This is a genomic window from Gordonia oleivorans, from assembly GCF_040044975.1.
In the GTDB taxonomy this organism is placed as follows: domain Bacteria; phylum Actinomycetota; class Actinomycetes; order Mycobacteriales; family Mycobacteriaceae; genus Gordonia; species Gordonia oleivorans.
Genome location: NZ_JBDZDI010000003.1, coordinates 319,598 through 344,184 on the forward strand (window position 1 = coordinate 319,598; position 24,587 = coordinate 344,184).

Consider the following 24,587-nt stretch of genomic DNA (forward strand, 5'->3'; position numbering starts at 1 on the left):
CGACCCGAGGCTCCTCAGAAGCCCATGCGGCCCAACTGTTTCGGATCGCGTTGCCAGTCCTTGGCCACCTTCACATGCAGGTCGAGGTAGACCTTCACCCCCAGCAGCGCCTCGATCTGGCGGCGCGCCACGGTGCCGACCTCTTTGAGTCGCGCACCCTTGCGGCCGATGATGATGCCCTTCTGACTGTCACGCTCGACGTACAGAATGGCATGGACGTCAACCATCTCCGGCTGATCGGGGCCCCGATCGTCGCGCGGGATGATCTCCTCGATGACCACCGCCAGCGAATGCGGCAGTTCGTCGTGAACTCCCTCGAGCGCGGCCTCGCGGATGAACTCCGCCATCAGCACCTGCTCGGGCTCGTCGGTGAGTTCGCCCTCCGGGTAGAACGCGGGCCCCGGTTCCATCAGCGACACCAGCACATCGGTGAGCACGTCGACCTGCTTTCCCGACTTCGCCGAGACCGGGACCACCTCGGATTCCGGCCCTAGCAGTTCCGAGAGCGCCATCAACTGGGAGGCGACCTGCTCTCGTCCCACCCGGTCGATCTTGGTGACGATGCCGATCACGGTGGTGCGCGGCGCCATCTCCCGGACCTGGGTGATGATCCACCGGTCCCCCGGTCCGATCTTCTCGTCGGCGGGTACGCAGATGCCGATCACGTCGACCTCGGAGTAGGTGTCGCGGACGAGGTCGTTGAGCCGTTGCCCGAGCAGTGTGCGCGGTCGGTGCAGACCCGGGGTGTCGACGAGGATGAGTTGCGCGTCGGGACGATTGACGATGCCCCGGATGGTGTGGCGGGTGGTCTGCGGCCGGTTGGAGGTGATCGCGACCTTCTGGCCGACCAGCGCATTGGTCAGCGTCGACTTGCCGGTGTTGGGTCGTCCCACGAAACAGACGAAGCCGGAACGGAATTCGGTCATCGGCCGGCACCCAGCCGGTCCTGCACGCCGCCGGCGGCGTCGGTGATGATGAGATCCGCCGACGGGCTGATCTCGGCCAGCGTCGCCCGGCCCGGATCGTCGGGACCGCCACCGATCACGACGGCCGCCTCGAACGACTCGGCGCCACTGGACAGTGCGGTGGCCACGGCGACCTGCAACGCCGACAGCGACAGTGTCGTCGCCGCGACGTCCGCCCCGGCATAAGTGCGACCGTCGCCGTCCCGAACCGCCGCGCCGGTGGCCGATTGCGCCCGGCCGCGGGCTCCGCGGGCCAGCACGACCAGCTTCTGGTCCTCGTCGCTCAGTGGTTCGTGGGTGCGCGCTTCGGTCACATCGCCTCCTTGCGTTGTCTCGACGACCCGGCGTATTCGTCACGACGGTGGCCGTTGCCACCCGATCGCGACCGATCGGCGCCGCGGGCCTCGGCCTCCTCGGATCTCGTTTCGTCATCCTCGGCGGCCGCGGAGTCCTCCTCGGATCGGGTCACCAGCACCGTCGTGATGCGTTGGCGTCCCTGTCGATTAGGTCCGCCCTCGGCCACCAGGTCCAATCCGTGGGAACTCACCCGCGCACCGGGCAGCGGTACCCGGCCCAGCTCGAGGCCGACGAGCCCGCCCACGGTTTCCACATCCAGTTCGTCGTCGTCGATGTCGATGTCGAAGAGCTCACCGAGGTCTTCGACGGGCAGTCGCGCCGACACCCGGTAGGTGCCGCCACCGAGATCCTCGATGGGGGCGACCTCACCGGAGTCGTATTCGTCGGTGATCTCCCCGACGATCTCCTCGAGGACGTCCTCGATGGTGACCAGGCCGGCGATACCGCCGTACTCATCGACCAGTAACGCCATGTGATTGTGGGTGCGGCGCATGTCCTCCAGCACCCGATCGAGCGGTTTGGAGTCCGGGATGAATTCGGCCGGGCGCATCACCTCGGCGACCGAGAACGCCCGCGCGTCATCACCGGCCAGCGACCGCTCCACGAGGTCCTTGAGGTACACCACACCGAGCACGTCGTCGGGGTTCTCGCCGATGACCGGGATTCGCGAATGTCCGCTGCGCACCGCGAGACTCGTCGCCTGCATCGCGCTCTTGTCCTGTTCGATCCACACCATCTCCGGACGCGGCACCATCACCTCACGGGCATTGGTGTCGCCGAGTTCGAACACGGACTGGATCATCCGGCGTTCATCGGCGGCCACCACTCCGCTCGCCTCGGCGAGATCGACGACCTCGCGGAGTTCGACCTCGGTGGCGAACGGTCCGTTGCGGAATCCCTTACCGGGGGTCAGTGCGTTGCCGATGAGGATCAGCAGTCGGGTGACCGGCCGCAGCAACACACCGGCGATCTGCAGCAGCGGCGCGGCGGCCAGCGCTATCGAGTACGCGTGCTGGCGGCCCAGGGTGCGCGGACCGACGCCTGCGGCGACATAGGAGACCACCGCCATTCCCGCGATGGTGGCCAGCAATCCCCAGCCGACATCGAGTCTCTCGACGAGGACGACCGCGATCAACGCCACCGCTGCGGTCTCGCAGACCACCCGCAGCAACACCGCGAGCCCCACGTAGGTGGCGCGTGATGACAGCACCTGCATCAGCCGTACCGCACCGGCGCGTCGTTCCTTGACCATGTCCTCGACGCGGGCGATCGACACCGTCGACACCGCCGTGTCGACGGCGGCGAACAGACCACTGATACCGACGAGGACGACCGCGCCGATGACGAACCAGGTGTATTGCGAGGCGGTCACTGCTTGTCCGGGCCCGTGTGCGGTCCGCGCACCGAACCCTCGTCACCTCCCGCGTCGGTGAAGCCGATGTTGGTCAGGAGTCGGGTGTCGCGGTCGGATTGCCGCTGCTGCTGCGCCTGACGGTGCCGCTCGTCGTAGAAGCGCTCGAGTAGTTGGTTCTGCAGCCCGAACATCTCCTTCTCCTCCTCGGGTTCGGCATGGTCGTAGCCGAGGAGGTGCAGGACACCGTGGATGGTCAGCATCGCCAGTTCGTGATCGAGTGACCGTCGGGCCTCGCGGGCCTGCTTGGCCGCGAACTCCGGGCACAGCACGATGTCACCGAGGATCGCCGGGCCGGGGTCGGCAGCGTCGGGACGACCGCCCGGCACGAGCTCGTCCATCGGGAAGCTCATCACATCGGTCGGTCCGGGCAGATCCATCCACTGCACATGCATGTCGGCCATCGTCGACTCGTCGACGCACAGCACCGACAGTTCCGCGCCGGGATGCACATCCATTGCCTCGACCGCGAAACGTGCTGCGGCAAGGACCAATTCGGCGGGAACGTCGACGCCCGACTCGTTGGCGAATTCGATGGTCATGACCGCCGCCCCTGGTTGGCCGCCCGTCGGGCGGCCCGGTTGCCGCCTCCGATCCGGTCGGAATCACGAAGTCTGCCACCACGTTCGGCCTCCTCGGCGCGGCCGTAGGCGTCGACGATGTCGGCGACGAGCCGGTGGCGCACCACGTCGGCGCTGGTGAGGGTGGCGAAGTGGATGTCGTCGATACCGTCGAGGATCTGCGACGCGGCCACCAGGCCGCTGCGCGCACCGCCGGGCAGATCGACCTGCGTGGTATCACCGGTGACGACAACCTTGGAACCAAAACCCAAGCGCGTCAAGAACATCTTCATCTGTTCGCCGGTGGTGTTCTGCGCCTCGTCGAGGATTATGAAGGCATCATTGAGCGTGTTGTGGGTGAGCAGGAAGTCTTCGGTGACATATAGCGAATCCTCGGCGGCGACACGGATACAGACGGCCTCCTCGGTGCCTGCGGGCTCGATGCTCTCGATGTAGCGCTTCGGCTGCTTATGGCCGGCAGACGCGTACGCTTTCGCCTTGCGGGCCAGTCGGAACGGGGCGAGGCCCTCTGGGAGTCGAATGTCGATGACATGGGCGTCATGACGGTACTGAACGTCACGACCACGGGCGTGACCCGGCTTGCGACCTTCTGCGAAACGGGTTCGGGTGTAGGCGATACCGCCGAGCGACTGCACCAAGAAAATGACGTGGTCTCGGAGTTGATCCGAGCAAGTCGTGTACTGCACGCGACATGTGCGTCCCTGCTGGCCAACCGGTCCACCATCGGTGTCGAGGAGGCCCTGCAGGACGGCGAGCCGGATCTCAGGTGCGTTGTAGAGATAGTTCGTGGGAACGAATTTCGTCGATGACTTCGTCCCCCATAGTCCGAGTTCGCGCATCAGATGAGTGACCGGGTTCTCGATCGTGATGACCTCACCCCGACTCGTGATGCGATTGAGGACATAGTCAATGTCGGTTTTGCGACGTGCCTCGATACCGGGCACGGCAGCAACGAGCGATTCAACCAGTTCGGGGTCCATCGTCGTGAATGAGGGTGTTGTCTGCCCCGCCATACAGCCATCGCCCAACATGAGTCCGAGCGCGTATGCATCCATGGGAACATCCGCAGACTCGAAGTCAACCGGGCTGTCCAGCACTGGCAGTTCGTACCGGTGATAGTGCGCCGCACGGAGATTGCCGATCATCTCCTTGGTCTCCAGAACCCGGGGACCCTTGCCGCGGCGTCGATCCGATCGTGTGTACACCGACCAAAGGTGATCGGTGGAGCACAGTGTCGACGACCCGTCCTGAGTCGTCACGCGGACGATGTCCTTGAATCCCTGCGGGTACACACCGAGAACCTCGGTGGGTGTGCCGTTCGAGCCGATCACCCGGTCGCCCACCATCAACTCGCCGATGGCGCGGAAACCGTGCGGGGTCAGAACCTTGGTGGTCAACGGTTGTGCGCGTCCACGCATATATGCCAGCGGTGCCACCTCGATGACCCCCGCCGCCATCAGCTTCGGGATCGACTCGGGATCCATCATGTCGTGCAGGGCGTCGTACAACGGGCGCAGGTAGGGATCGATCTTCTCGCTCAGCGTGCCGGGCAGGAAGCCGAGGCGTTCGCCCGCCTCGACCGCCGGCCGGGTGAGGATGATCCGGTTGACGCTCTTGGACTGCAACGCCTGGACGGCCTTGGCCATCGCGAGATAGGTCTTGCCGGTACCGGCCGGGCCGAGGCCGAACACGATGGTGTTGTTGTCGATGGCGTCGACGTAGCGCTTCTGGTTGAGCGTCTTGGGCCGAATGGTCTTGCCGCGCCGCGACAAGATATCCAGCGACAACACGTCCGCGGGCGACTCGCCCAATCCCTGCGACATCATCGAGACGCTGTGACGGACCAGATCCGGGGTCAGCGGCGTGCCACGACCGACGAGGTCGACCAGCTCGGCCAGGACTCTCTCGGAGACCGCGACGTCGGCGGAGGTACCGCGCAATGTCACCTGATTACCGCGCACGTGGATGTCGGCGGGCAGGAGTTGCTCCAGCGTCCGCAGGTTGACATCGCTGGTGCCGAGAAGCCCGAACACCACCTCGGAGGGGACGTCGATGTTGGAGGTGACCACAGGTCTGCCCGTTGCGTTGCCACGCGTCGTCGCGCTCACGTCGGGGTTGTCGTCACTCACGTATCAGATCACTCCTGGTTGTCGGGTCTGCGATGTCGGTTCTGTCGGGTGGTAATGACCTAGTGTATCCCGCGTCAACCGCTGATCAGCGACCCATTATTCCGATCGCAGGCGGCGGACGAGCAAGACGTGAGCGCTGTCAACGTGCAGACGAGCGCTGTCAGTGACGGCGAGAGCGCTGTCAGTGACGGTCAGAGCCCGAGAGCCCGGATCGTCTGGCGATTGCACACGCTGCGCGGATCGACGAAGGCGTCATGACCTTCGTCGGGCACCACCACCAGTTCCACCGACTGACCACGCTCCCCGACGGCGCGGACATACTCACGTGCCAGCTCGACGGGTATGGCGGTGTCCTTCGCACCGTGGATCACCACGACGTGGGCATCGAACGGTTCCTGATGTATCGGCGAGGCGGCCCGGTAGCGGTCCGGGGTCTGATCGAAGGGCGTTCCCATCAGTGCGCACACCGATTCGCGGCCGGCCTGCCCGGCGGCCACCAGATCCAGCGCTGCACCCTGGGCGATGACGGTGGTGATCCGAGCCTTCTGCGTGTGCGCCCGCAGCTGGGCCGTCGCCCAGATCGCGAGTTGCCCACCGGCCGAATGTCCCACCACGGCAACCGAATTCCAGTCCACTCGAGGTGCGACGGCGGCGGGGAGCCGATCGCGGACGGCGTCGTCGAACGCCGCAATGGCGGCGACGACGTCACGGCCGGTGTTGGGCCAACCGCCACCGTCCTCGCCGACGCGGCGATATTCGATGTTCCAGACCAGCGCCCCGCGTTCGGCGTACTGCCGGGCGATCGCCGACTCGATGGTCAGCCCGAATTCCGTCGTCCAGTAACCGCCGTGGATCAGCACGACCGGACGCATCACCGCGGGGAGGTCGGCCTCCTCAAGTGGGTGATAGACGTGCCCGAACTGGGACGGATGCTCGCCGTAGGCGACACGCGTGCGATGCACCGCGCAACGCCGCACGCTCACCGCGCCCACCGGTGGGTGAGCACGCCGATCGCACCGAGCGCCACCGCCGCGGCGGTGGAGGTCCGCAGCACCTCGGGGCCCAGCAGCACCGATTGCCCGCCGAGCGCTGTGAGGTCGGCGATCTCGGCGTCGTCGAGCCCGCCCTCCGGCCCGACCACCAGCATGATCTCGGGGGCGTCGGCGCCGATCGCGTCGCGCAGCGGGGTCGTCGCATCCTCGTGCAGCACGGCCACCGATCCGCCGGCCGCGATGATGTCGGCGGCACGTGCCCGGATGTCGGTGGTCGTCGCGAGGTCGGTGACCTCGGGAATCCAGGCGCGTCGGCTCTGTTTGGCCGCCGCCGACGCCGCCGCCCGCCACTTGGCGACACCCTTGTCGGCCTTCCCCGCCCAGCGCGAGACGCAGCGCGCCGATTGCCACGGCACGATCCGATCGACGCCGGCCTCGGTGGCGAGGTCGACGGCCAACTCGGAACGTTCGGACTTCGGTAAGGCCTGTACCAGGGTGACCACCGGTCGCGGACGGTCGGTGAAGTCGAATCGGCGGACCACCGCGGTCAGCGTGTCCTTGCCGTGCACCTCGGACACCTCGCAGGTCCCCACGGAGCCGGCCCCGTCGCCGAGCGCGATGACCTCTCCTGGGTTGACCCGGGCAACCGTGACCGCGTGGCGGCCCTCCGGGCCGGTCAATGTGGCGGCCGAGCCGGCGGGCGGAACCTCGTCGATCCAGAACAGCGGCGGACTCACACGAGCCCGATCAGCGTCCGGCGAAGGCGTTGCGTAGACGCGAGAACAGGCCACCGGGGGCGGCCGCCGCCGATGTCGTCACCAGATCGATGGAGTCGTCGGATGCCTCACGCAACGCGGCCAGGGCCTCCGACTGGGCGTTGCTGAGTTTGGTCGGCACGGTCACGTCGAGGTGGATGTGCAGGGTGCCGCGCACACCGGTGTTCACGTGCGGCATGCCCTGCCCACGCAGCTTCACGACCTGGCCGGGTTGGGTGCCGGGTTCGATGGTCACCGTGGTGGTGTCGCCGAGAATCGTCGGGATGTCGAAGCTGCCGCCGAGCGCGGCGTCGGCGATGGGCACCCGCAGGGTCGCGTGCAGGTCGTCCTTGTCGCGGATGAACACCTCGTGCGGGCGTTCGGTGATCTCGACGTAGAGGTCGCCGGCGGGACCGCCGCCGAGGCCGACCTCGCCCTGTCCGGCCAGTCGCACACGCATGCCGCTCTCGATGCCGGCCGGGATGCGGACGGTCATGGTGCGCCGCGACCGGACGCGCCCGTCGCCACCGCACTTGTGGCAGGGATCCGGGATGATCTCGCCGGTGCCGTGGCAGGTCGGGCATTCGCGGACGGTCATCACCTGGCCGAGCAGCGACCGTTGCACCGCCTGGATCTCACCCGCGCCGCGGCAGGTGTCGCAGGTGACGGCCTTGGAATCGCCGTTGGTGCCGGCGCCGTGGCACACGTCGCACAGGATGGCGGTGTCGACGGTGATCTCCTTGTTGACCCCGGACGCGCACTCCTCGAGGTCGAGTTCGACGGTGACCAGTGCCGGTTCGCCGGGCTGCACTCGCGAACGCGGACCACGATTACCACCGAAACCGCCTCCGAACCCACCGCCGGACCCGAAGAACGCCTCGAACACGTCGCCGAGGCCGCCGCCGCCGAAATTTCCGCCGAAGCCACCTGCTCCCGAACCGGCCATCGGGTCACCGCCGGCGTCGACGATGCGACGCTTGTCCGGATCACTGAGCACCTCGTAGGCGGTGGTGACCTCCTTGAAACGGTCCTCCTCGTTCGGATTCACGTCGGGATGCAGCTCGCGGGCCTTCTTGCGATAGGCGCGCTTGATCTCCTGGTCGGTCGCCCCCTGGGCCACGCCCAGGATTCCGTAGTAGTCAGTTGCCACGGTCGTCTCGGTCCTTCGTCCTCACACACTCACGTTTGTTTCACCGGCCGGCCTCGCACGCGCGTCCCTGCGCGGCGACCCGGGGTCCGCGGCCCTGTGGTCACACCGGCTCGGTCGTACCGGATGGGTCCCACCGGGAGGCCGCTCACCGCTCGGCGAGCACCTCGCCCACGTACTTTGCAACGGCGGCCACCGACGCGATGGTTCCCGGGTAGTCCATGCGGGTGGGTCCGACGACACCCACCCCGCCGAACACGGTGCCCGAAGCACCGTACCCCGTCGACACCACCGACGTTCCACGCAGGTTCTCGGTCTGGGTCTCTTCGCCGATCTGCACGGTCACCCGACCCATCCGCTGGCTGGTGGCGAGCAGTTTGAGCACCACCACCTGCTCTTCCAGCGCTTCGAGGACGGAATCCATTCCGCCGTTCACCGGCGCGAAGTCGGCCGCCGCCCGGGCCAGATTCGAGGTGCCCGAGAGCACCACGCGGTCTTCGCCGCGTTCGACGAGCGTCTCCACGAGCACCGTGGCGACGTTGACCGTGGCGTCGCGGATGTCGCCCGGGGCGGAATTGGCCAGCTCCGCGACCGACACCGATGCCTCCTCCAGACGCTTGCCGTGCAACGCGGTCGAGAACATGTCACGCAGCCGCACGATGTCGGATTCGTCGAGGTCCTGGGCGAGGGCCACCATGCGTTGTTCGACCCGCCCGGTGTCGGTGATGACGATCAGCAGCAGCCGCGACGGCGACACCGTGATGACCTCGAGGTGACGGACCGTCGCGGTGGACAGCAGCGGGTACTGGATGACCGCGACCTGCCGGGTCAGCTGGGCGAGCAGGCGCACCGATCGGCGCAGCACGTCGTCGAGGTCGACCCCGGAGTCCAGGACCGACAGGATGGCGCGGCGTTCGGCCGCCGACAGCGGTTTGACCTCGCTGATGCGGTCGACGAACATCCGATAGCCCTTGTCGGTGGGCACGCGACCGGAACTGGTGTGCGGCTGGGTGATGTATCCCTCCGCCTCGAGGACCGCCATGTCGTTGCGGACCGTCGCACTGGACACACCGAGCGCGTGCCGCTCCACGAGCGCCTTCGAGCCGATCGGTTCCTGCGTCGACACGAAGTCGGTGACGATCGCCCGCAGGATCTCGAACCGCCGGTCATCGGTGGTCGACACGGCTGGACCTCCTCTCGAACCCGCTGCTGGCCTACAGTGAGTGAGTTCTATTCTACGAAACCGCAGCAAGAAGTCCGGTGCGGGCGAATGTCGGCGGTTCACCCCGCGCGTCGCCCAACACGGGAACGGCAGGCAGGAAGAGTCGCGATGATCTTCAAGGGGGTCCGGGAGGGCAAACCCTATCCCGATCACGGGGTGTCCCATCGCGGCTGGGCGACGATCCCGCCCCGCCAGTTCCGCCTCGACGAACTGATCACCGTGACCACCGTGTTGGCGCTCGACAAACTGCTCAGCGAGGATTCCACCTTCTACGGCGATCTGTTCTCGCATGTGGTGCGCTGGAACGGAGACCTCTATCTCGAGGACGGCCTGCACCGCGCCGTGCGGTCGGCGTTGCGCAATCGCACCATCATCCACGCCCGCATGCTCGACCTCGACGCACTGGACCTGCGTCCGGGCGCGCCGTCGATCGATGAACAGCTCGCGTTCACCGACGAGTTGCCGCCCACCCGCGACACCACACCCCCACCGAGAGACATCTCGGGTGGTGGTTCGCATCGTCGGGCAACGCGCAGCACCGGGTGGACACCGCCGCAGCGCTGGTGACCGCACACCCGAATCCGCTTCACTCCCAGAGGATCTGACGCACCACCCGGTCGGCGACCAGTCGTCCGGCATCGGTCAGCCGAACCCGGTCGGTGTCGGTCGCGAGGTGGCCCTCGACCCGCGCCCGGTGCGCCCGTCGCAGTTCGTCGGCGCCGAGTTCATCGGCGGACAATCCCTCGCGACAACGCAGTCGCAGCATCACCGCTTCGACGTGCTTGTCACCGGCAGCGAGGACCTCATGATCGTCGGCCGGGAACCGCCCCCCACCGAGGCTCTGGGCGTAACGCGCCGGATGTTTGAGGTTCCACCACCGGACGCCGTTGACGTGCGAATGCGCGCCCGGGCCGACACCCCACCAGTCGTGGCTGTGCCAATAGGCCTGATTGTGCCGGCACTCCGCACCGTCGCCGCGGGACCAGTTCGACACCTCGTACCAGTCGAAACCGGCGTCGCGCAGTCGCCGGTCCAGACGCAGATACCGGTCGGCGAGGACATCGTCGTCGGGTGCCGGGAGTTCCCCACGACGTACCCGGCGGGCCAGCGCCGTGCCGTCCTCGACGATCAGCGCATACGCCGACACGTGATCGACCGGTGTCGACAGGACAGCGTCGAGGCTGAGGTCGAGATCGGCGTCGGTCTCGCCGGGCGTGCCGTAGATGAGGTCGAGGTTGACGTGGACGAAACCCGCCGACGCCGCCTCCCGCGCCGCGGCCACCGCACGGCCCGGGGTATGTGTGCGATCCAGGGTGGCCAGCACGTGCGGAGCCGCCGACTGCATACCCAGCGAGATGCGCGTGAACCCGGCCCGCAGCAGCCCGTCGAAGAACTCCGGCGACGTCGATTCCGGGTTGGATTCGGTGGTGACCTCGGCGCCGTCGGTGAGGTCGAAGTGGCGGCGCACCGCATCGAGCAGCCGGGCCAGTCCGTCGGCGCCCAGCAGCGACGGGGTGCCCCCGCCGACGAAGATCGTCGACACCGGACGCGTCGGCCGCATCGTGGCCGCCGCGAGGGCCAGTTCGCGTTCGACGGCGGTGAACCAGGACTCGGGCGACGCCGAACTGCCCAGCTCACCGGCGGTGTAGGTGTTGAAGTCGCAGTAGCCGCAGCGCGAGGCGCAGAACGGGACGTGCAGATACAGACCCAGCGGCGCGGCCGGGTCGACCGCCTCACAGGCCGCGTGGACCTCGGCCGGGATCGCCGGGACGGAAGTGCTCGTCACGCCTCCATGATGCGCGCCCGCACCGTCGGCGACCCAATCGCGACCCGGGGAATACCGGCGGCGCGGGCCGCCTTGCCCCTCATATCGCTGTGATGGCAACCCGTGCCGGTCCGGTCGGAGCACCGGTGGCGATGTCGCCGCGGGGCGAGTTTGCCTCATCGTGGTGAAAAGTATTCCCAAGTAGACGCAAGGCGGATGGACGTGGCACTATGGACCGCGTGAATTTCCCCGGGGTGTGGCTCGCCGCTCGGCGCCACGTCGATCTCAAGCGCGTCTGCAGCGCTACCTGTCGTCCTTAGACGACGTCCGGCCCCGGAGAGTCCCCGCATTCTGTACGCGGGATGCCGCCACGTCACAGCCCAAGACCGTGCGATAGCCGGTGCATGCGTGTGCCGGCCCAGGAGAATTCATGACGTCCACCACAGACATCACCGCGACCGGGGATTCCGGCTCGCAGCCCTCGTCGCCCAAGCCGCGACGCGACACGCCCGCCCGTACGCGAGCGGCCCGCGCCGACGCCGCACCGACGACGGGCACCCCGGCGACCGGCGACTCCCCCGCAGCAGGCGAACGCCCGGCACGCAAGAAGGCCCGCCCGGCCAAGCGTCGCGCGGAGGGCCAGTGGAAGCTCGGCTACCGCGAACCGCTCAATCCCAACGAGCAGGTCAAGAAGGACGACAACCCGCTCAACGTCCGCGCGCGTATCGAGAACATCTACTCCAAGCAGGGCTTCGACTCGATCGACAAGCAGGATCTGCGTGGCCGGATGCGCTGGTGGGGTCTCTACACCCAGCGCGCCGAGGGCTACGACGGCACCTGGACCGGCGACGAGAACATCGACATTCTCGAGGACAGCCACTTCATGATGCGCATCCGCTGCGACGCGGGTGCCCTCAACGTGGAGCAGCTGCGCACCCTCGGTCAGATCTCCACCGAATTCGCCCGCGACACCGCCGATCTCTCCGACCGCGAGAACGTGCAGTATCACTGGATCCGGATCGAGGACGTACCCACCATCTGGGAGCGGATCGAGGGCGTCGGACTCAAGACCACCGAGGCCTGCGGTGACTGCCCCCGCATCATCCTGGGGTCCCCGCTGGCCGGCGAGGCCGTCGACGAGGTCCTCGACCCGACGCCGGCGATCGACGAGATCGTCCGCCGCTACATCGGTGACCCGCAGTACTCGAACCTGCCCCGCAAGTTCAAGACCGCCATCTCGGGCCTGCAGGACGTGTCGCACGAGACCAATGACATCGCCTTCATCGGCGTGAACCACCCCGAGCACGGCCCCGGTCTGGACCTGTGGGTCGGCGGTGGGCTGTCGACGAATCCGATGCTGGCCCAACGGGTCGGCGCCTGGATTCCGCTCGACGAGGTCCCCGACGTGTGGGAGGCCGTGGTCTCGATCTTCCGCGACTACGGCTACCGTCGCCTGCGCACCAAGGCGCGCCTGAAGTTCCTGATCAAGGACTGGGGCATCGAGAAGTTCCGTCAGGTCCTCGAGGACGAGTACCTGGGACGCAAGCTGATCGACGGCCCGGCACCGGAACCGTTGACCCAGCCCCGCGACCACGTCGGTGTGCAGAAACTGAAGAACGGCCTCAACTCGGTCGGATTCGCCGCCATCGCCGGCCGTGTGACCGGCACCAAGCTAACCGCGGTGGCCGACGCCGCGGAGCGGGCAGGTTCGGACCGCATCCGGTTCACCCCGTACCAGAAGCTGGTCGTCCTTGACGTCCCCGACGACAAGGTCGAGGAACTCATCGGTGACCTCGCGAAGCTGGGCCTGCAGGCGCGGGCGTCGAACTGGCGTCGAAACCTGATGGCGTGCAGCGGGATCGAGTTCTGCAAACTGTCCTTCACCGAGACCCGTAAGCGTTCACAGGTCCTCGTCCCCGAACTCGAGGAGCGGCTGGCCGACATCAACGCCGACCTCGACGTGCCGATCACCGTCAACATCAACGGTTGCCCCAACTCGTGCGCGCGGTCGCAGATCGCCGACATCGGATTCAAGGGTCAACTGATCGAGGACGGCGAGGGCGGACAGGCCGAAGGCTTCCAGGTCCACCTCGGCGGAAGCCTGGGCCAGGACGCCGGATTCGGCCGCAAGCTGCGTCAGCACAAGGTCGCCTCCACCGAGATCGGCGACTACATCGACCGCGTGACGCGCAACTTCGTCGCACAGCGTGAGCCCGGAGAGCGGTTCGCGCAGTGGGCGGTTCGCGCCGACGAGGAGGCACTGCGATGACCACCGGAACCACCACCCGCACCACCAACGGGCGCCGGTTCAGTGAGGACGAACTGCGGTCACTCGCCGAACACGGTGCCGCCGAACTCGGACCCGACGCCACCCCGGAAGAGCTGTTCGCCTGGACCGCACGCACTTTCGGCACCAACTTCGTCGTCGCCTCCAACATGCAGGACGCCGCACTGGTCGACCTCGCGGTCAAGCACGTCGACCGCGACCTGATCGACGGTGACCCGGTGAAGGTCCTGTTCCTCGACACCGGCTATCACTTCGCCGAGACCATCGGCACCCGCGACGCCGTCGAGCAGGTCTACGGCGTCGAGATGGTCAACCTCACCCCCGAGCACAGTGTCGCCGAACAGGATGAACTGTTGGGCCGCAACCTGTTCGCCCGCGATCCGGGCGAATGCTGCCGACTGCGCAAGGTGGTTCCGCTGAAGGCCGGTCTGTCCGGCTACGACGCATGGGTGACCGGCATCCGCCGCGTCGAGGCGCCCACCCGCGCCAACGCGCCGCTCATCTCGTTCGACGAGGGTTTCGGTCTGGTGAAGATCAACCCGATCGCACCGTGGTCCGACGACGAGATGCAGGACTACATCGACGCCAACGGGGTGCTGGTCAATCCGCTGGTCGACGAAGGCTATCCGTCGATCGGCTGCGCCCCCTGCACCGCCAAACCCGAACCCGGATCCGATCCCCGCAGCGGCCGCTGGGCCGGCCGCGCCAAGACAGAATGTGGGCTGCACGCATCATGACCATCACCGAGACCACCGGCATCGAATCTCTCGAGGCCGACGACTTCAGCACCCTCGACGCCCTCGAGTCCGAGGCCATCCACATCTTCCGCGAGGTCGCCGGCGAGTTCGAGCGTCCGGTGATCCTGTTCTCCGGCGGCAAGGACTCCACCGTCCTGCTGCACCTCGCGCTCAAGGCGTTCTGGCCTGCGCCGCTGCCGTTCTCGCTGTTGCACGTCGACACCGGGCACAACCTGCCCGAGGTACTCGAGTTCCGCGATCAGGTCGTCGAACGCCACGGTTTGCGTCTGCACGTCGCCAAGGTGGAGGACTACCTCGCCGACGGCCGGCTCACCGAGCGTCCCGACGGTGTCCGCAACCCGCTGCAGACCATCCCGCTGCTCGACGCGATCACCGAGAACCGCTTCGACGCGGTGTTCGGCGGCGGTCGCCGCGACGAGGAACGCTCCCGCGCCAAGGAGCGGATCTTCTCGCTGCGCAACGCCTTCGGCCAGTGGGATCCGAAGCGTCAGCGCCCCGAGTTGTGGAACCTCTACAACGGCAGGCATGCGCCCGGCGAGCACGTCCGCGTGTTCCCGCTGAGCAACTTCACCGAACTCGACGTGTGGCGCTACATCGCCCGCGAGCAGGTGTTGTTGCCGTCGATCTACTACGCCCACGAGCGCGAGGTCTACCAGCGTGACGGCATGTGGATGACCGCCGGGGTGTGGGGCGGACCACGTGACGACGAAGAGGTGCAACGACTTTCGGTGCGTTACCGCACCGTCGGCGACGGCTCGTCGACCGGCGCGGTGCTCTCCGATGCCACCACCAACGAGGCCGTGCTCGCCGAGGTCGCCGCGTCCCGGCTGACCGAACGCGGCGCCACCCGCGGCGACGACCGCGTCTCCGAGGCCGCCATGGAAGACCGCAAGCGCGAAGGATACTTCTGATGACCCACTCCCCCGACCTCCTCCGCATCGCCACCGCGGGCAGCGTCGACGACGGTAAGTCCACCCTGGTGGGCCGGCTGCTCTACGACACCAAATCCGTTCTCGCCGACCAGATCGACGCGGTCACCCGCGCCTCGGTGGACCGCGGCCTGCAGGGCCCGGATCTGTCGCTGCTCGTCGACGGTCTGCGTGCCGAGCGTGAGCAGGGCATCACCATCGACGTGGCCTACCGCTACTTCGCCACGCCCGCACGGTCATTCGTGCTCGCCGACACCCCCGGCCATGTGCAGTACACCCGCAACACGGTATCCGGCGCGTCGACCGCGCAATTGGTGATGTTGCTCGTCGACGCCCGCAACGGTGTCGTCTCCCAGACCCGCCGCCACGCCGCGGTGATGGCGCTGCTCGGCGTGCCGCAGCTTGTGTTGGCGGTCAACAAGATCGACCTGGTCGACAACCCCGCCACGGTGTTCGCGGAGATCTCCGCGGAGTTCGCCGAACTGACCCACACGCTGGGCTGGTCGCCCGAGCAGGTGCAGGCCATCCCGGTCTCGGCGCTGCACGGCGACAACGTCGCCACCCGCTCGGACAAGACCCCGTACTACGACGGCCCGACGCTCATCGAGCACCTGGAGACCGTGCCGAACGTCACCGACCGCAAGCAGGTCGGACTGCGCTTCCCAGTGCAGTACGTGATCCGGCCCCGCACAGCGGAATTCCCGGATTACCGCGGCTACGCGGGTCAGATCGCCGCGGGCCGGGTGTCGGTGGGCGACGAGGTCGTCGTGCTGCCGTCGGGTGTGCGCACCACCGTCACCCAGATCGACACCGCCGACGGCCAACTGGCGACCGCGCACACCGGTCGCAGCGTCACGCTGTTGCTCGCCGACGACGTCGACATCTCCCGCGGTGATCTCATCGCTGCGGTCGCCGATGCTCCCGAACCCACCCAGCAGTTCACCGCGACGGTGTGCTGGCTGGCGGACAAGCCGCTGCGGCCGGGTGCACGGGTGCTGCTCAAGCACGGCACCCGCACCACGCAGGCCATCGTCGGCGCCCTCGACGCGCTCTTCGACGAGCAGAACCTGTCGGTGTCCGAGGCACCGGATACGGTGGAGCTCAACCAGATCGGACGTATCTCGATCCAGACCGCCGAGCCGATCCCGGCCGACGACTATCAGGTCAACCGCGAGTCGGGCAGCTTCCTGCTGATCGATCCGCAGGGCGGTAACACCCTCGCGGCGGGGCTCGTCGGCGACGCGCTGGCCTCGTTGCACCTCAAAGAGCTGGTGTGAGTCCGACCCTTCTGCTGGTCGCCCACGGGAGTCGGGATCCGCGATTCGGCGACACCGCTCGGCGCGTGAGAGCGGCTGTGGCCCAGCAGCTCCCGCACGTCGAGGTGGTGTTGTCGTTCCTGGATCTCGACAGCCCGACGGTTGCCGGGTGCCTCACCGGACTCGGCGACGACCGCGAGGTGGTCGTCGTGCCGTTGCTGCTCGCACCCGGTTACCACAGTGAGGTCGACCTGCCCGGCATCGTCGCCGAGGCCGACGCCGCCGCTTCGGTGACGATCACCGACGTCGTGGGTCGCGCCTCGCTGACCGACGCACTCGGGGACCGCTTGCACGAAGCGGGTCTGCGACCCGACGACGGGATCATCCTGACCGCGGTCGGCTCCACCAATCCGGCGGCCGAGTTACTCGTCCGACGCCGCGCCGTCGAACTATCCACCCGGCTGCACCGCCCCGTCGACGTCGTCTTCGCCACCCGACTCGGCAGCGGAGACCGTCACCTGCGCAACGCCATTCGACGCCTGGGCACGGCCGGCGCCGCGCGGATCGCGGTGAGTCCCTATTTCCTGTCGGCCGGCCTGTTGACCGAACGCGTCGAGACCGCCCTGGACCGTCTCACCCCGGATTGCCTGGTGGCCGGTCCGATCGGTGCCCACCCGGCACTCGTCGATGCGGTGGCGACCGCCTACCGTCGGCACGCGTGGGCGGGTATCTCCGTCCACTGACGGCACCCTCGCTCACGTTGACAGCGCCCTCCTCAGCACTGACAGCGCTCTCCCCCACACTGACAGCGCTCTCCCCCACACTGACAGCGCTCTCCCCAACGTTGACAGCGCCCTCGACGCTCAGATCTCCGAGAGTGCCGCCACCTTGGTGGCCCGCGCGTACACGGTCTCACCGGCGTTGAGGTTCAACGCGTTCTGGTCACCGCGGGTGATCTGGGCCGCGAATTCCTCACCGGTGGCCGCCGACGTCAACTCGACGCGGGTCTCGAATCCGAGGTTCACCACCCGGTTCACCGTCGCCTTGATGACTCCGGTGTCCAGGCTCGGGTCCGCGGCGGGCAGCGCCAGTTCGGGTTTGCGTCCGATGCGGATGTCGTGGGGCCGCACCAGTTCTCCGTTGAGGCGCACCGTCGATCCGAGGAAGGACGCGACGAATTCGTTGGTCGGCCGATCGTAGAGATCGTCGGGCGTGCCGACCTGCTCGATGCGGCCCTTGTTCAGCACCGCGATCCGGTCACTGACGTCGAGCGCTTCCTGCTGATCGTGGGTGACCAGCACGGTGGTCACGTGGACCTCGTCGTGCAGTCGGCGCAGCCACCGGCGCAGGTCGTCACGAACCTTGGCATCGAGGGCACCGAAGGGTTCGTCGAGGAGCAGCACCTTCGGGTCGACGGCGAGCGCGCGTGCCAACGCCATCCGCTGCCGTTGGCCGCCGGAAAGCTGTGAGGGAAAGCGCTTCTGGAACACCGTCAGACCGACCACCTCGAGCAGTTCGTCCACCTTGGCGTCGACCTCGGCCTTCGGTCGCTTGCGGATCTTGAGGCCGAACGCGATGTTGTCGCGCACCGTGAGGTGTTTGAACGCCGCATAGTGCTGGAACACGAAGCCGATGTCGCGCTTCTGTGGTGCCTTGCCGGACACGTCGTTGCCGTTGATGACGACCGTGCCGGAATCGAGGGTGTCCAGCCCTGCGATGGCCCGCAGCAACGTCGACTTCCCCGACCCGGACGGACCGAGCAGCGAGGTCAACTGACCGTCGGCGATCTCGATCGAGACGTCGTCGAGGGCGGCGAAATCGCCGTACCGTTTGTTGGCACCGATCACCGAGATGGACATGTCAGACGCCTTCCTTGCCTGCGGCGGAGTGAGAGTGGGTGTGGACGACCTGCTCGGCGTCGAGCGATTCGGGGCCGTGCGGGACCGTCAGTTCCGGTTCGACGGTGTCCACCTCGCCGGTGACCGACGTACTGGCATCGGCCAGACGCGATTTGGCCCGTCGTTCGATCAGCGACATCAGCACCAGCACCAGGATCGCGACCATCATCAGCAGGGTCGCGGCCGCGTAGGCACCGAATTCGTTGTAGTCGTCGGTGTAGCGGGAGTTGACCAGCAGGGTCAACGTCTGCGAGATGCCCGGGTAGTTCGACGACACCATCGTCACCGCGCCGAACTCGCCGAGCGAGCGGGCGACGGTCAGCACGATGCCGTAGGTCAGGCCCCAGCGGATCGCCGGCAGGGTGACCCGCCAGAACACCTGCCAGGCGTTGGCGCCCAACGTCGCCGCGGCCTCTTCCTGTTCGGTGCCGATCTCGCGCAGGACGGGTTCGACCTCGCGTGCCACGAACGGCAGGGTGACGAAGAGGGTGGCCAGCACCAGTCCGGGGAAACCGAAGATGACACGGAAGCCGAGGCTTTCGACGCCGCCGAACCAGCCGCCGTAGCCCCACAGCAGGATCAGCGCGACACCGGCGACGACCGGGGACACCGCGAACGGCAGGTCGACGACGGCCTGCAGCACCCCCTTGCCGGGGAAGCGGCCGCGCGCCAGGGCCAGGGCGATCAGCACCCCGAAGATGACGTTGAGCGGCACCACGATCACCACGATGAGCAGGCTCAGTTGCAGCGCCGAGATCGCCGCCGGGGTGGTGATCCACTCCCAGAACTGCACGATGCCGTGCTCGAAGGCGCGGTAGAAGATCGTCCCGACCGGCACGATCAGCAGGATGAACAGGTACACCAGTGCGATCGTGCGCAGCCCGTACCGGGTCAGTGGCGAGACTTTCATCGGTCCGCATCCTCCCGCTTGGACTGCCAGCGACCGGCGATACGCAGGATCAGCAGGGTGACGAAGGCGATGAGCAGCAACACCACCGAGATCGCCGCGGCGCCGACCGGGTTGTCGATCTCGATCTGCTGCTGGATGTACTGCGAGGCGACCTGCGTGTCGCCGGGGATGTTGCCGCCGATGAGGACGACCGAACCGAACTCACCGATCGCGCGGGTGAACGCCAACCCGGCGCCGGTCAGGATGGACGGCAGCAGCGCCGGCAGGATGATCTTGCGGAAGGTCGTCCAGTTGCGCGCGCCGAGCACCGCCGCGGCCTCTTCGACGTCGACGTCGAGTTCGATCAGCACCGGCTGCACCTGACGCACCACGAACGGCAACGTCACGAAGGTCAACGCGATGATCAATGCCGGCTTGGTGGCGTTGAGATGGATGTCGATCGGACTGTTCGGACCGTACAGACTCAGCAACACCAGGCTCGCGACGATGGTCGGCAAGGCGAACGGCAGGTCGATGATCGCGTTGACGAATCCCTTGCCGGGGAAGTCATCCCGAACGAGCACCCAGGCGATCAGGGTGCCGAAGACGACATTGATCAGTGCGGCGACGAGCGAGACGAGCACCGTGATCCAGAGGGTGTCGAGTGCTGCGGGAGCGGTGACCGCGTCCCAGAATCCACTCCACCCGTCGTCGAAGGACTGCACGGTGATCGCGGCCAGCGGCAGCAGCACGATGAGGCTCAGCCACAGCCACGCCACCCCGATGGTGATCGGACTGACGCCGGCGAAGGTCCGCGAACGTCCGAGGAATCCGCCCGGCGGCTGCGAACCCACCGCCTCCGGTCGCGGGGCCGGTACGGTTTCCGAGGTCACTGGACACCCCCTGCGTCGTAGATCTTGGTGATGGCGCCCTTGGTGCCGAAGAGTGCGCTGTCGACGGCCTTCCACCCGGTGAGGTCCACGCCGTCGTTGTCCGCGGCGGTGCCCTGGCCGAGGACCTTGCCGAGCTCCTTGATCGTCCACAGCTTCTCGATGTCACCCGGGAAGAGGTTCGCGGTGGCCGCGGCGACCGCCGGCACCACCGGCCGGAAGCCCTGCTGCGCCCAGATGTACTGCGCCTCATCGGTGAACAGGTAGTTGACGAAGGCGCGCGCGGCGGGCAGGTCATCGGAGGTATTGACCACCGCGACCGGGTTCTCGATCTTGAACGTCTGTGGCGGAATGACGTACTCCACCTGCGCGGACGGCGCCGCCGTGGCATTCGCCCGGTCGAGCATGATCGCCTCGTTCTCGTAGCTGATCAGCACATCGCCCTGTCCCTGCTCGAAGGCGGTGGTCGCTTCGCGGCCTGATTTGGGGACCACGCGCACGTGATCGCGGACGAGTTCGGCGACGTAGTCGAGGCCGGCCTGGGAGTTCTGACCCCCGTTGCTCATCGCGGCATACGGTGCCAGCAGGTTCCACTTCGCCGATCCGGAACTGCCGGGATTGGGTGTCACCACCTGTACGCCGGGGCGCAGCAGATCGTTCCAGTCGTGGATGTTCTTGGGATTGCCCTTGCGCACGACCAACGCCACGACCGACCCGAACGGAGTGCTGTTGTAGGGCGCCTGGGTCTTCCAGTCCTTGTCGACCAGGCCGGCTTTCACCAGTCGGGTGATGTCGGGTTCGACGGAGAAGTTGACGACGTCGGCGGGGACGTGGCGGGCCACCTTGCGGGATTGGTCTCCGGAGGCCCCGTAGGAGGCCGAGAACCCGATGTCGTGGCCTTCGGGGGTGGCGCGGAAGGCCGGGATGATGTGGTCGAATCCGAGCTTGGGCGTCGCGTAGGCGACGAGGTCCAGGTGGCGGGAGCCACTGGAGATGTCGACGCCACCGGGTTCGTCGGTCGATCCGCCGCCACAACCGGCCACCGCGACCATCGCCAGGGCCAGCAGACACACCAGTATCGGCGTTCTGCGTCGCGGGATGGATGCAGCGTTCACTACAGGCTCCTCCGAAGATGTGATTTCGACGCCGGTCGACATGGGCCGTGACCAGCGGACGAATTACGCTAACAACCCTCGTGGGGGCCGCCGAAACCCGCGAACGGCCTTCTGGCCCTCGCCGGCGGAAGGTGCTATCGAGTGAGGAGCCAGGCCAAGAGAACGAGAACGATGAGCGCGACGAGCGCCCAGGTCACACGCGAGCGGAACACCACCTACAAACCTTTCTGGTCGTCGTCGGCGAACCGGCGACGATCAATCACCGACATCACGCCGTCGACCAGCGCATTCAGCACGATCGCGGCGGCGATGGCGCAGGGAACCAGGACCACCAGGGTGACCAGGAGTTGGGGAACGAAGGCCAGACCGGTCAGCCATTCCTCGACACCGTCCCACCAGGCGAGTACCCCGTTCACACCCATCACCTCGTCAGTCCCCGCTCGGCTGTGGACTTTCATTCAGCCTGATTCGAACTCTCCGATCCGGCCGTCGCCACTCAAGTGGCGGCATTGCGGACCGGTCGCAATGATATATCCATGACGGCCACAGACGACTCCGCCCTCGACTCGGATATCACCGATGCGGCGGTGGCCGAGCCGGATGTACCGCCCATGCCGGTCGAGCCGGAGGCCGCCGCCTTCTCCCCGGCGACGCATACCGTCACCTCGTTCCCGCCGATCGGCGACTACGCGTTCCTCTCCGACACCGAGACGAACTGCCTCATCGCCCGCAACGGGTCGGTGGAGTGGATGTGTGCACCACGCCCCGACTCGCCGAGTGTGTTCGGGGCGATCCTCGATCGCAGCGCGGGCCACTTCCGTCTTGCGCCGTACGGCGTGAACGTTCCCGTCGATCGTCGGTATCTGCCGGGCAGCCTGATGGTGGAGACCACCTGGCAGACCGACACCGGGTGGATCGTCGTGCGTGACGCGCTGGTGATGGGCCCCTGGCATGACAACGAGCGCCGCTCGACCACCCATCGCCGCACACCGACCGATTGGGACGCCGAGCACATCCTGCTCCGCACCGTGCGCTGCGTGTCGGGCACCGTCGAGTTGGCGATGAGTTGCGAACCGGCCTTCGACTATCACCGGGCCCGGACGAAGTGGGAGTACTCCGGTCCCGCATACGGCGAGGCGATCGCCACGGCCATCAATACCGACGCCACTTGTCCGACACTGAAGCTGACCACCGATCTGCGGCTGGGCCTCGAGGGTCGCGAGGCTCGGGCGCGGACCCGGCTGGTCGAGGGTGACGACCGGTTCGTCGCCCTGAGTTGGTCCAAACAGCCCGCCCCGCAGAACTTCACCGAGGCCGCGCAGAAGATGTGGGCCACCTCCGAATGCTGGCGGCAGTGGATCAACATCGGTTCCTTCCCGGACCATCCGTGGCGTACGCACCTGCAGCGTTCTGCGTTGACGCTCAAGGGCCTGACCTACTCCCCGACCGGCGCGCTGTTGGCCGCGGCCACCACGTCCCTGCCGGAAACACCTCACGGCGAACGCAATTGGGACTACCGGTACGCCTGGGTGCGTGATTCGACCTTCGCACTGTGGGGGCTCTACACCCTGGGCCTCGACCGCGAGGCCGACGACTTCTTCTCCTTCATCGCCGACGTCTCCGGCGTGACCAGCGGCGAACAGCATCCGCTGCAGGTGATGTACGGGGTGGGTGGCGAACGCACCCTGGAGGAGGAGGAACTCGGGCACCTGACCGGCTACGACGGTGCCCGCCCGGTGCGAATCGGTAACGGTGCCTACAACCAGGCGCAGCATGACATCTGGGGAACGATGCTCGACTCGGTGTACCTCAACACCAAGTCCAGTGAGTCGGTGCCGGAGACGCTGTGGCCGGTGCTCAAGGCGCAGGTCGATGAGGCGGTTCGCAACTGGCGCAAGCCCGATCGCGGTATCTGGGAGGTCCGCGGTGAACCGCAGCACTTCACCTCGTCGAAGGTGATGTGTTGGGTGGCCCTCGACCGCGGCGCCCGCCTGGCGGCATTGCACGAGGAGAAGGAGTACGCCCGGGAGTGGGCGGCGATCGCCGACGAGATCCGCGAGGACATCCTCGCGTTCGGCGTCAACGACCGCGGCGTGTTCACCCAGCGCTACGGCGACGACGCTCTGGACGCCTCCCTGCTCCTGGTTCCTCTTCTCCGGTTCCTGCCGTCGGACGACTACCGCGTCCGCAACACCGTCCTGGCGATTGCCGAGGAACTCACCGACAACGGCCTCGTCCTGCGTTACAAGGTCGAGGAGACCGACGACGGCCTGTCCGGCGAGGAGGGTACCTTCACCATCTGCTCCTTCTGGCTGGTGTCGGCGCTGGTGGAGATCGGTGAGCTGGAACGCGCAAAGACCTTGTGCGAAAGGCTGTTGTCGTATTCGAGCCCACTGAAGCTGTACGCCGAGGAGATCGACGCCAAGACCGGCCAGCACCTGGGCAACTTCCCGCAGGCCTTCACCCACCTGGCGTTGATCAACGCGGTCATGCACGTGATTCGCGCGGAGGAGGCCGCCAGCCACGGGCAGTTCCAGCCGGCCAATCACTGAGTCGGTGCGCCCTCTCGCCTTGCGGCGAGCTCCGTCGAAACGGAGGACCGTGACCGCCGGGCCGAGCTTGTCGAGGTCGAGACCACGCAACCCAATGCTGGAACCGACTGCAGCACAACCCAACTCCCGCCGGTCGAGGTGCTTTACCCCGCCGGTCGAGCCGCCTCGTGCGAGCTTGCGAGCCCGTGGCGTGTCGAGACCACCCAACATGGAGCTGGAAACCGATTGCAGCGCAACATGACTCCCGCCGGTCGAGGCGCGAGGAGCCCATAGGCGACGAGCCTCGAGACCACGCAACACGGTGCTGGAACCCGATCGCAGCGCAGCACCACCCGACGGCAGTGACCTACCGTGGATAGGTGGTGATGGTCTCCCCGGTGACGGGGTCGCGCCAGATGACAGCCCGATCCGACAGCATGGTGGGGATCAACAACCCCATATGTTTTCGCTGATGGTCCGGGGTGCACAACGGCATCAGGTTGAATTCCACGGTCCAGCCACCGGTGATCGGATCCTGGTGCACGAATTTCACCAGGTGATCGATCTGGCATTCACTGGCCGGGCGGCCGCAGTGCGGGTACCGGCAGGTGCCATCCAACTCGATGATCTTCTCCCGCAACCAGGCCGGTATCCGATACGTCAACGCACCCGAGGGTGGGAGCAGATGTCCGCCGTGCCCGGTGGGGTCG

The 24,587-nt window shown here is 67.1% G+C and carries 23 protein-coding genes; 7 read left to right on the top strand and 16 right to left on the bottom strand.

Annotated features, from left to right (window positions below; genetic code table 11):
- Positions 1-14: 14 nt before the first annotated feature.
- The 9 genes from era to hrcA all read right to left on the bottom strand — a co-directional run bounded on the left by era (position 15) and on the right by hrcA (position 9,520).
- Positions 15-926 carry a GTPase Era gene (gene era / locus ABLE92_RS07995; protein ID WP_348804230.1) on the bottom strand — a complete coding sequence of 304 codons (912 nt, stop codon included), beginning with the start codon at positions 924-926 and terminating at the stop codon, positions 15-17.
- Entirely contained in the window at positions 923-1,279 is a 357-nt protein-coding gene (locus tag ABLE92_RS08000) for a cytidine deaminase-like protein (RefSeq protein WP_348804231.1), read from the bottom strand. The genes era and ABLE92_RS08000 overlap by 4 nt, the downstream gene beginning before the upstream one ends.
- Complete coding sequence (locus ABLE92_RS08005) at positions 1,276-2,694, bottom strand: hemolysin family protein (RefSeq protein ID WP_348804232.1); 1,419 nt, start codon at positions 2,692-2,694, stop codon at positions 1,276-1,278. Before ABLE92_RS08005 ends, ABLE92_RS08000 begins: the two co-directional genes overlap by 4 nt.
- A complete protein-coding gene (ybeY, locus tag ABLE92_RS08010) occupies positions 2,691-3,275 on the bottom strand; it encodes an rRNA maturation RNase YbeY (RefSeq protein WP_348804233.1) in 585 nt (194 codons plus the stop codon). Before ybeY ends, ABLE92_RS08005 begins: the two co-directional genes overlap by 4 nt.
- Complete coding sequence (locus ABLE92_RS08015; protein ID WP_348804234.1) at positions 3,272-5,443, bottom strand: PhoH family protein; 2,172 nt, start codon at positions 5,441-5,443, stop codon at positions 3,272-3,274. Before ABLE92_RS08015 ends, ybeY begins: the two co-directional genes overlap by 4 nt.
- A gap of 191 nt (positions 5,444-5,634) precedes the next feature.
- The gene (locus ABLE92_RS08020) at positions 5,635-6,405 is read right to left on the bottom strand and encodes an alpha/beta hydrolase family protein (protein WP_348804265.1); all 771 of its coding nucleotides are present in this window, start codon (positions 6,403-6,405) and stop codon (positions 5,635-5,637) included.
- Between the two features lie 17 nt (positions 6,406-6,422).
- Positions 6,423-7,172 carry a 16S rRNA (uracil(1498)-N(3))-methyltransferase gene (locus ABLE92_RS08025; RefSeq protein ID WP_348804235.1) on the bottom strand — a complete coding sequence of 250 codons (750 nt, stop codon included), beginning with the start codon at positions 7,170-7,172 and terminating at the stop codon, positions 6,423-6,425.
- Between the two features lie 10 nt (positions 7,173-7,182).
- On the bottom strand, positions 7,183-8,340 hold the full coding sequence (gene dnaJ / locus ABLE92_RS08030; protein WP_348804236.1) for a molecular chaperone DnaJ: 1,158 nt from the start codon (positions 8,338-8,340) through the stop codon (positions 7,183-7,185).
- Positions 8,341-8,485: 145 nt separating this feature from the next.
- Complete coding sequence (gene hrcA, locus ABLE92_RS08035; protein WP_348804237.1) at positions 8,486-9,520, bottom strand: heat-inducible transcriptional repressor HrcA; 1,035 nt, start codon at positions 9,518-9,520, stop codon at positions 8,486-8,488.
- Positions 9,521-9,667: 147 nt separating this feature from the next.
- Between hrcA and ABLE92_RS08040 the strand changes: the two genes are divergently transcribed.
- Entirely contained in the window at positions 9,668-10,126 is a 459-nt protein-coding gene (locus ABLE92_RS08040) for a type II toxin-antitoxin system VapB family antitoxin (RefSeq protein WP_348804238.1), read from the top strand.
- 19 nt (positions 10,127-10,145) lie between these two features.
- Here the strand turns inward: ABLE92_RS08040 and hemW are convergent, their stop codons facing one another.
- Positions 10,146-11,345, bottom strand: a complete 1,200-nt coding sequence (gene hemW, locus ABLE92_RS08045; RefSeq protein WP_496560777.1) for a radical SAM family heme chaperone HemW — start codon at positions 11,343-11,345, stop codon at positions 10,146-10,148.
- Between the two features lie 409 nt (positions 11,346-11,754).
- On the opposite strand from hemW, the gene ABLE92_RS08050 reads away from it, so the two are divergent.
- From ABLE92_RS08050 to ABLE92_RS08070, 5 genes are read left to right on the top strand one after another with little or no spacing between them, the layout of a single operon-like run.
- The gene (locus ABLE92_RS08050) at positions 11,755-13,593 is read left to right on the top strand and encodes a nitrite/sulfite reductase (RefSeq protein WP_348804239.1); all 1,839 of its coding nucleotides are present in this window, start codon (positions 11,755-11,757) and stop codon (positions 13,591-13,593) included.
- Positions 13,590-14,348, top strand: a complete 759-nt coding sequence (locus ABLE92_RS08055; RefSeq protein WP_348804240.1) for a phosphoadenylyl-sulfate reductase — start codon at positions 13,590-13,592, stop codon at positions 14,346-14,348. Before ABLE92_RS08050 ends, ABLE92_RS08055 begins: the two co-directional genes overlap by 4 nt.
- Positions 14,327-15,280, top strand: coding sequence for a sulfate adenylyltransferase subunit CysD (cysD, locus tag ABLE92_RS08060; RefSeq protein WP_348804241.1), 954 nt, complete (start codon positions 14,327-14,329; stop codon positions 15,278-15,280). Before ABLE92_RS08055 ends, cysD begins: the two co-directional genes overlap by 22 nt.
- Complete coding sequence (locus tag ABLE92_RS08065; protein WP_348804242.1) at positions 15,280-16,575, top strand: sulfate adenylyltransferase subunit 1; 1,296 nt, start codon at positions 15,280-15,282, stop codon at positions 16,573-16,575. Before cysD ends, ABLE92_RS08065 begins: the two co-directional genes overlap by 1 nt.
- On the top strand, positions 16,572-17,297 hold the full coding sequence (locus tag ABLE92_RS08070) for a sirohydrochlorin chelatase (protein ID WP_348804243.1): 726 nt from the start codon (positions 16,572-16,574) through the stop codon (positions 17,295-17,297). The genes ABLE92_RS08065 and ABLE92_RS08070 overlap by 4 nt, the downstream gene beginning before the upstream one ends.
- A gap of 120 nt (positions 17,298-17,417) precedes the next feature.
- On the opposite strand, the gene ABLE92_RS08075 is transcribed toward ABLE92_RS08070, so the two are convergent.
- From ABLE92_RS08075 to ABLE92_RS08095, 5 genes are all read right to left on the bottom strand, one after another.
- The gene (locus ABLE92_RS08075; RefSeq protein WP_348804244.1) at positions 17,418-18,413 is read right to left on the bottom strand and encodes a sulfate/molybdate ABC transporter ATP-binding protein; all 996 of its coding nucleotides are present in this window, start codon (positions 18,411-18,413) and stop codon (positions 17,418-17,420) included.
- 1 nt (position 18,414) lies between these two features.
- The gene (gene cysW, locus ABLE92_RS08080) at positions 18,415-19,362 is read right to left on the bottom strand and encodes a sulfate ABC transporter permease subunit CysW (RefSeq protein ID WP_348804245.1); all 948 of its coding nucleotides are present in this window, start codon (positions 19,360-19,362) and stop codon (positions 18,415-18,417) included.
- Positions 19,359-20,234, bottom strand: coding sequence for a sulfate ABC transporter permease subunit CysT (gene cysT, locus ABLE92_RS08085; protein WP_348804246.1), 876 nt, complete (start codon positions 20,232-20,234; stop codon positions 19,359-19,361). Before cysT ends, cysW begins: the two co-directional genes overlap by 4 nt.
- Positions 20,231-21,388, bottom strand: coding sequence for a sulfate ABC transporter substrate-binding protein (locus ABLE92_RS08090; RefSeq protein ID WP_348804247.1), 1,158 nt, complete (start codon positions 21,386-21,388; stop codon positions 20,231-20,233). The genes cysT and ABLE92_RS08090 overlap by 4 nt, the downstream gene beginning before the upstream one ends.
- A 173-nt stretch (positions 21,389-21,561) precedes the next feature.
- The gene (locus ABLE92_RS08095) at positions 21,562-21,768 is read right to left on the bottom strand and encodes a hypothetical protein (protein WP_496560780.1); all 207 of its coding nucleotides are present in this window, start codon (positions 21,766-21,768) and stop codon (positions 21,562-21,564) included.
- A gap of 189 nt (positions 21,769-21,957) precedes the next feature.
- On the opposite strand from ABLE92_RS08095, the gene ABLE92_RS08100 reads away from it, so the two are divergent.
- Positions 21,958-23,898: a glycoside hydrolase family 15 protein gene (locus ABLE92_RS08100; protein WP_348804267.1), complete on the top strand. Its 1,941-nt coding sequence runs from the start codon at positions 21,958-21,960 to the stop codon at positions 23,896-23,898.
- A 346-nt stretch (positions 23,899-24,244) separates the two neighbouring features.
- Here the strand turns inward: ABLE92_RS08100 and ABLE92_RS08105 are convergent.
- Positions 24,245-24,587 (bottom strand): HNH endonuclease signature motif containing protein (locus tag ABLE92_RS08105; protein WP_348804249.1); only part of this gene is annotated, 343 nt, incomplete at its 5' end.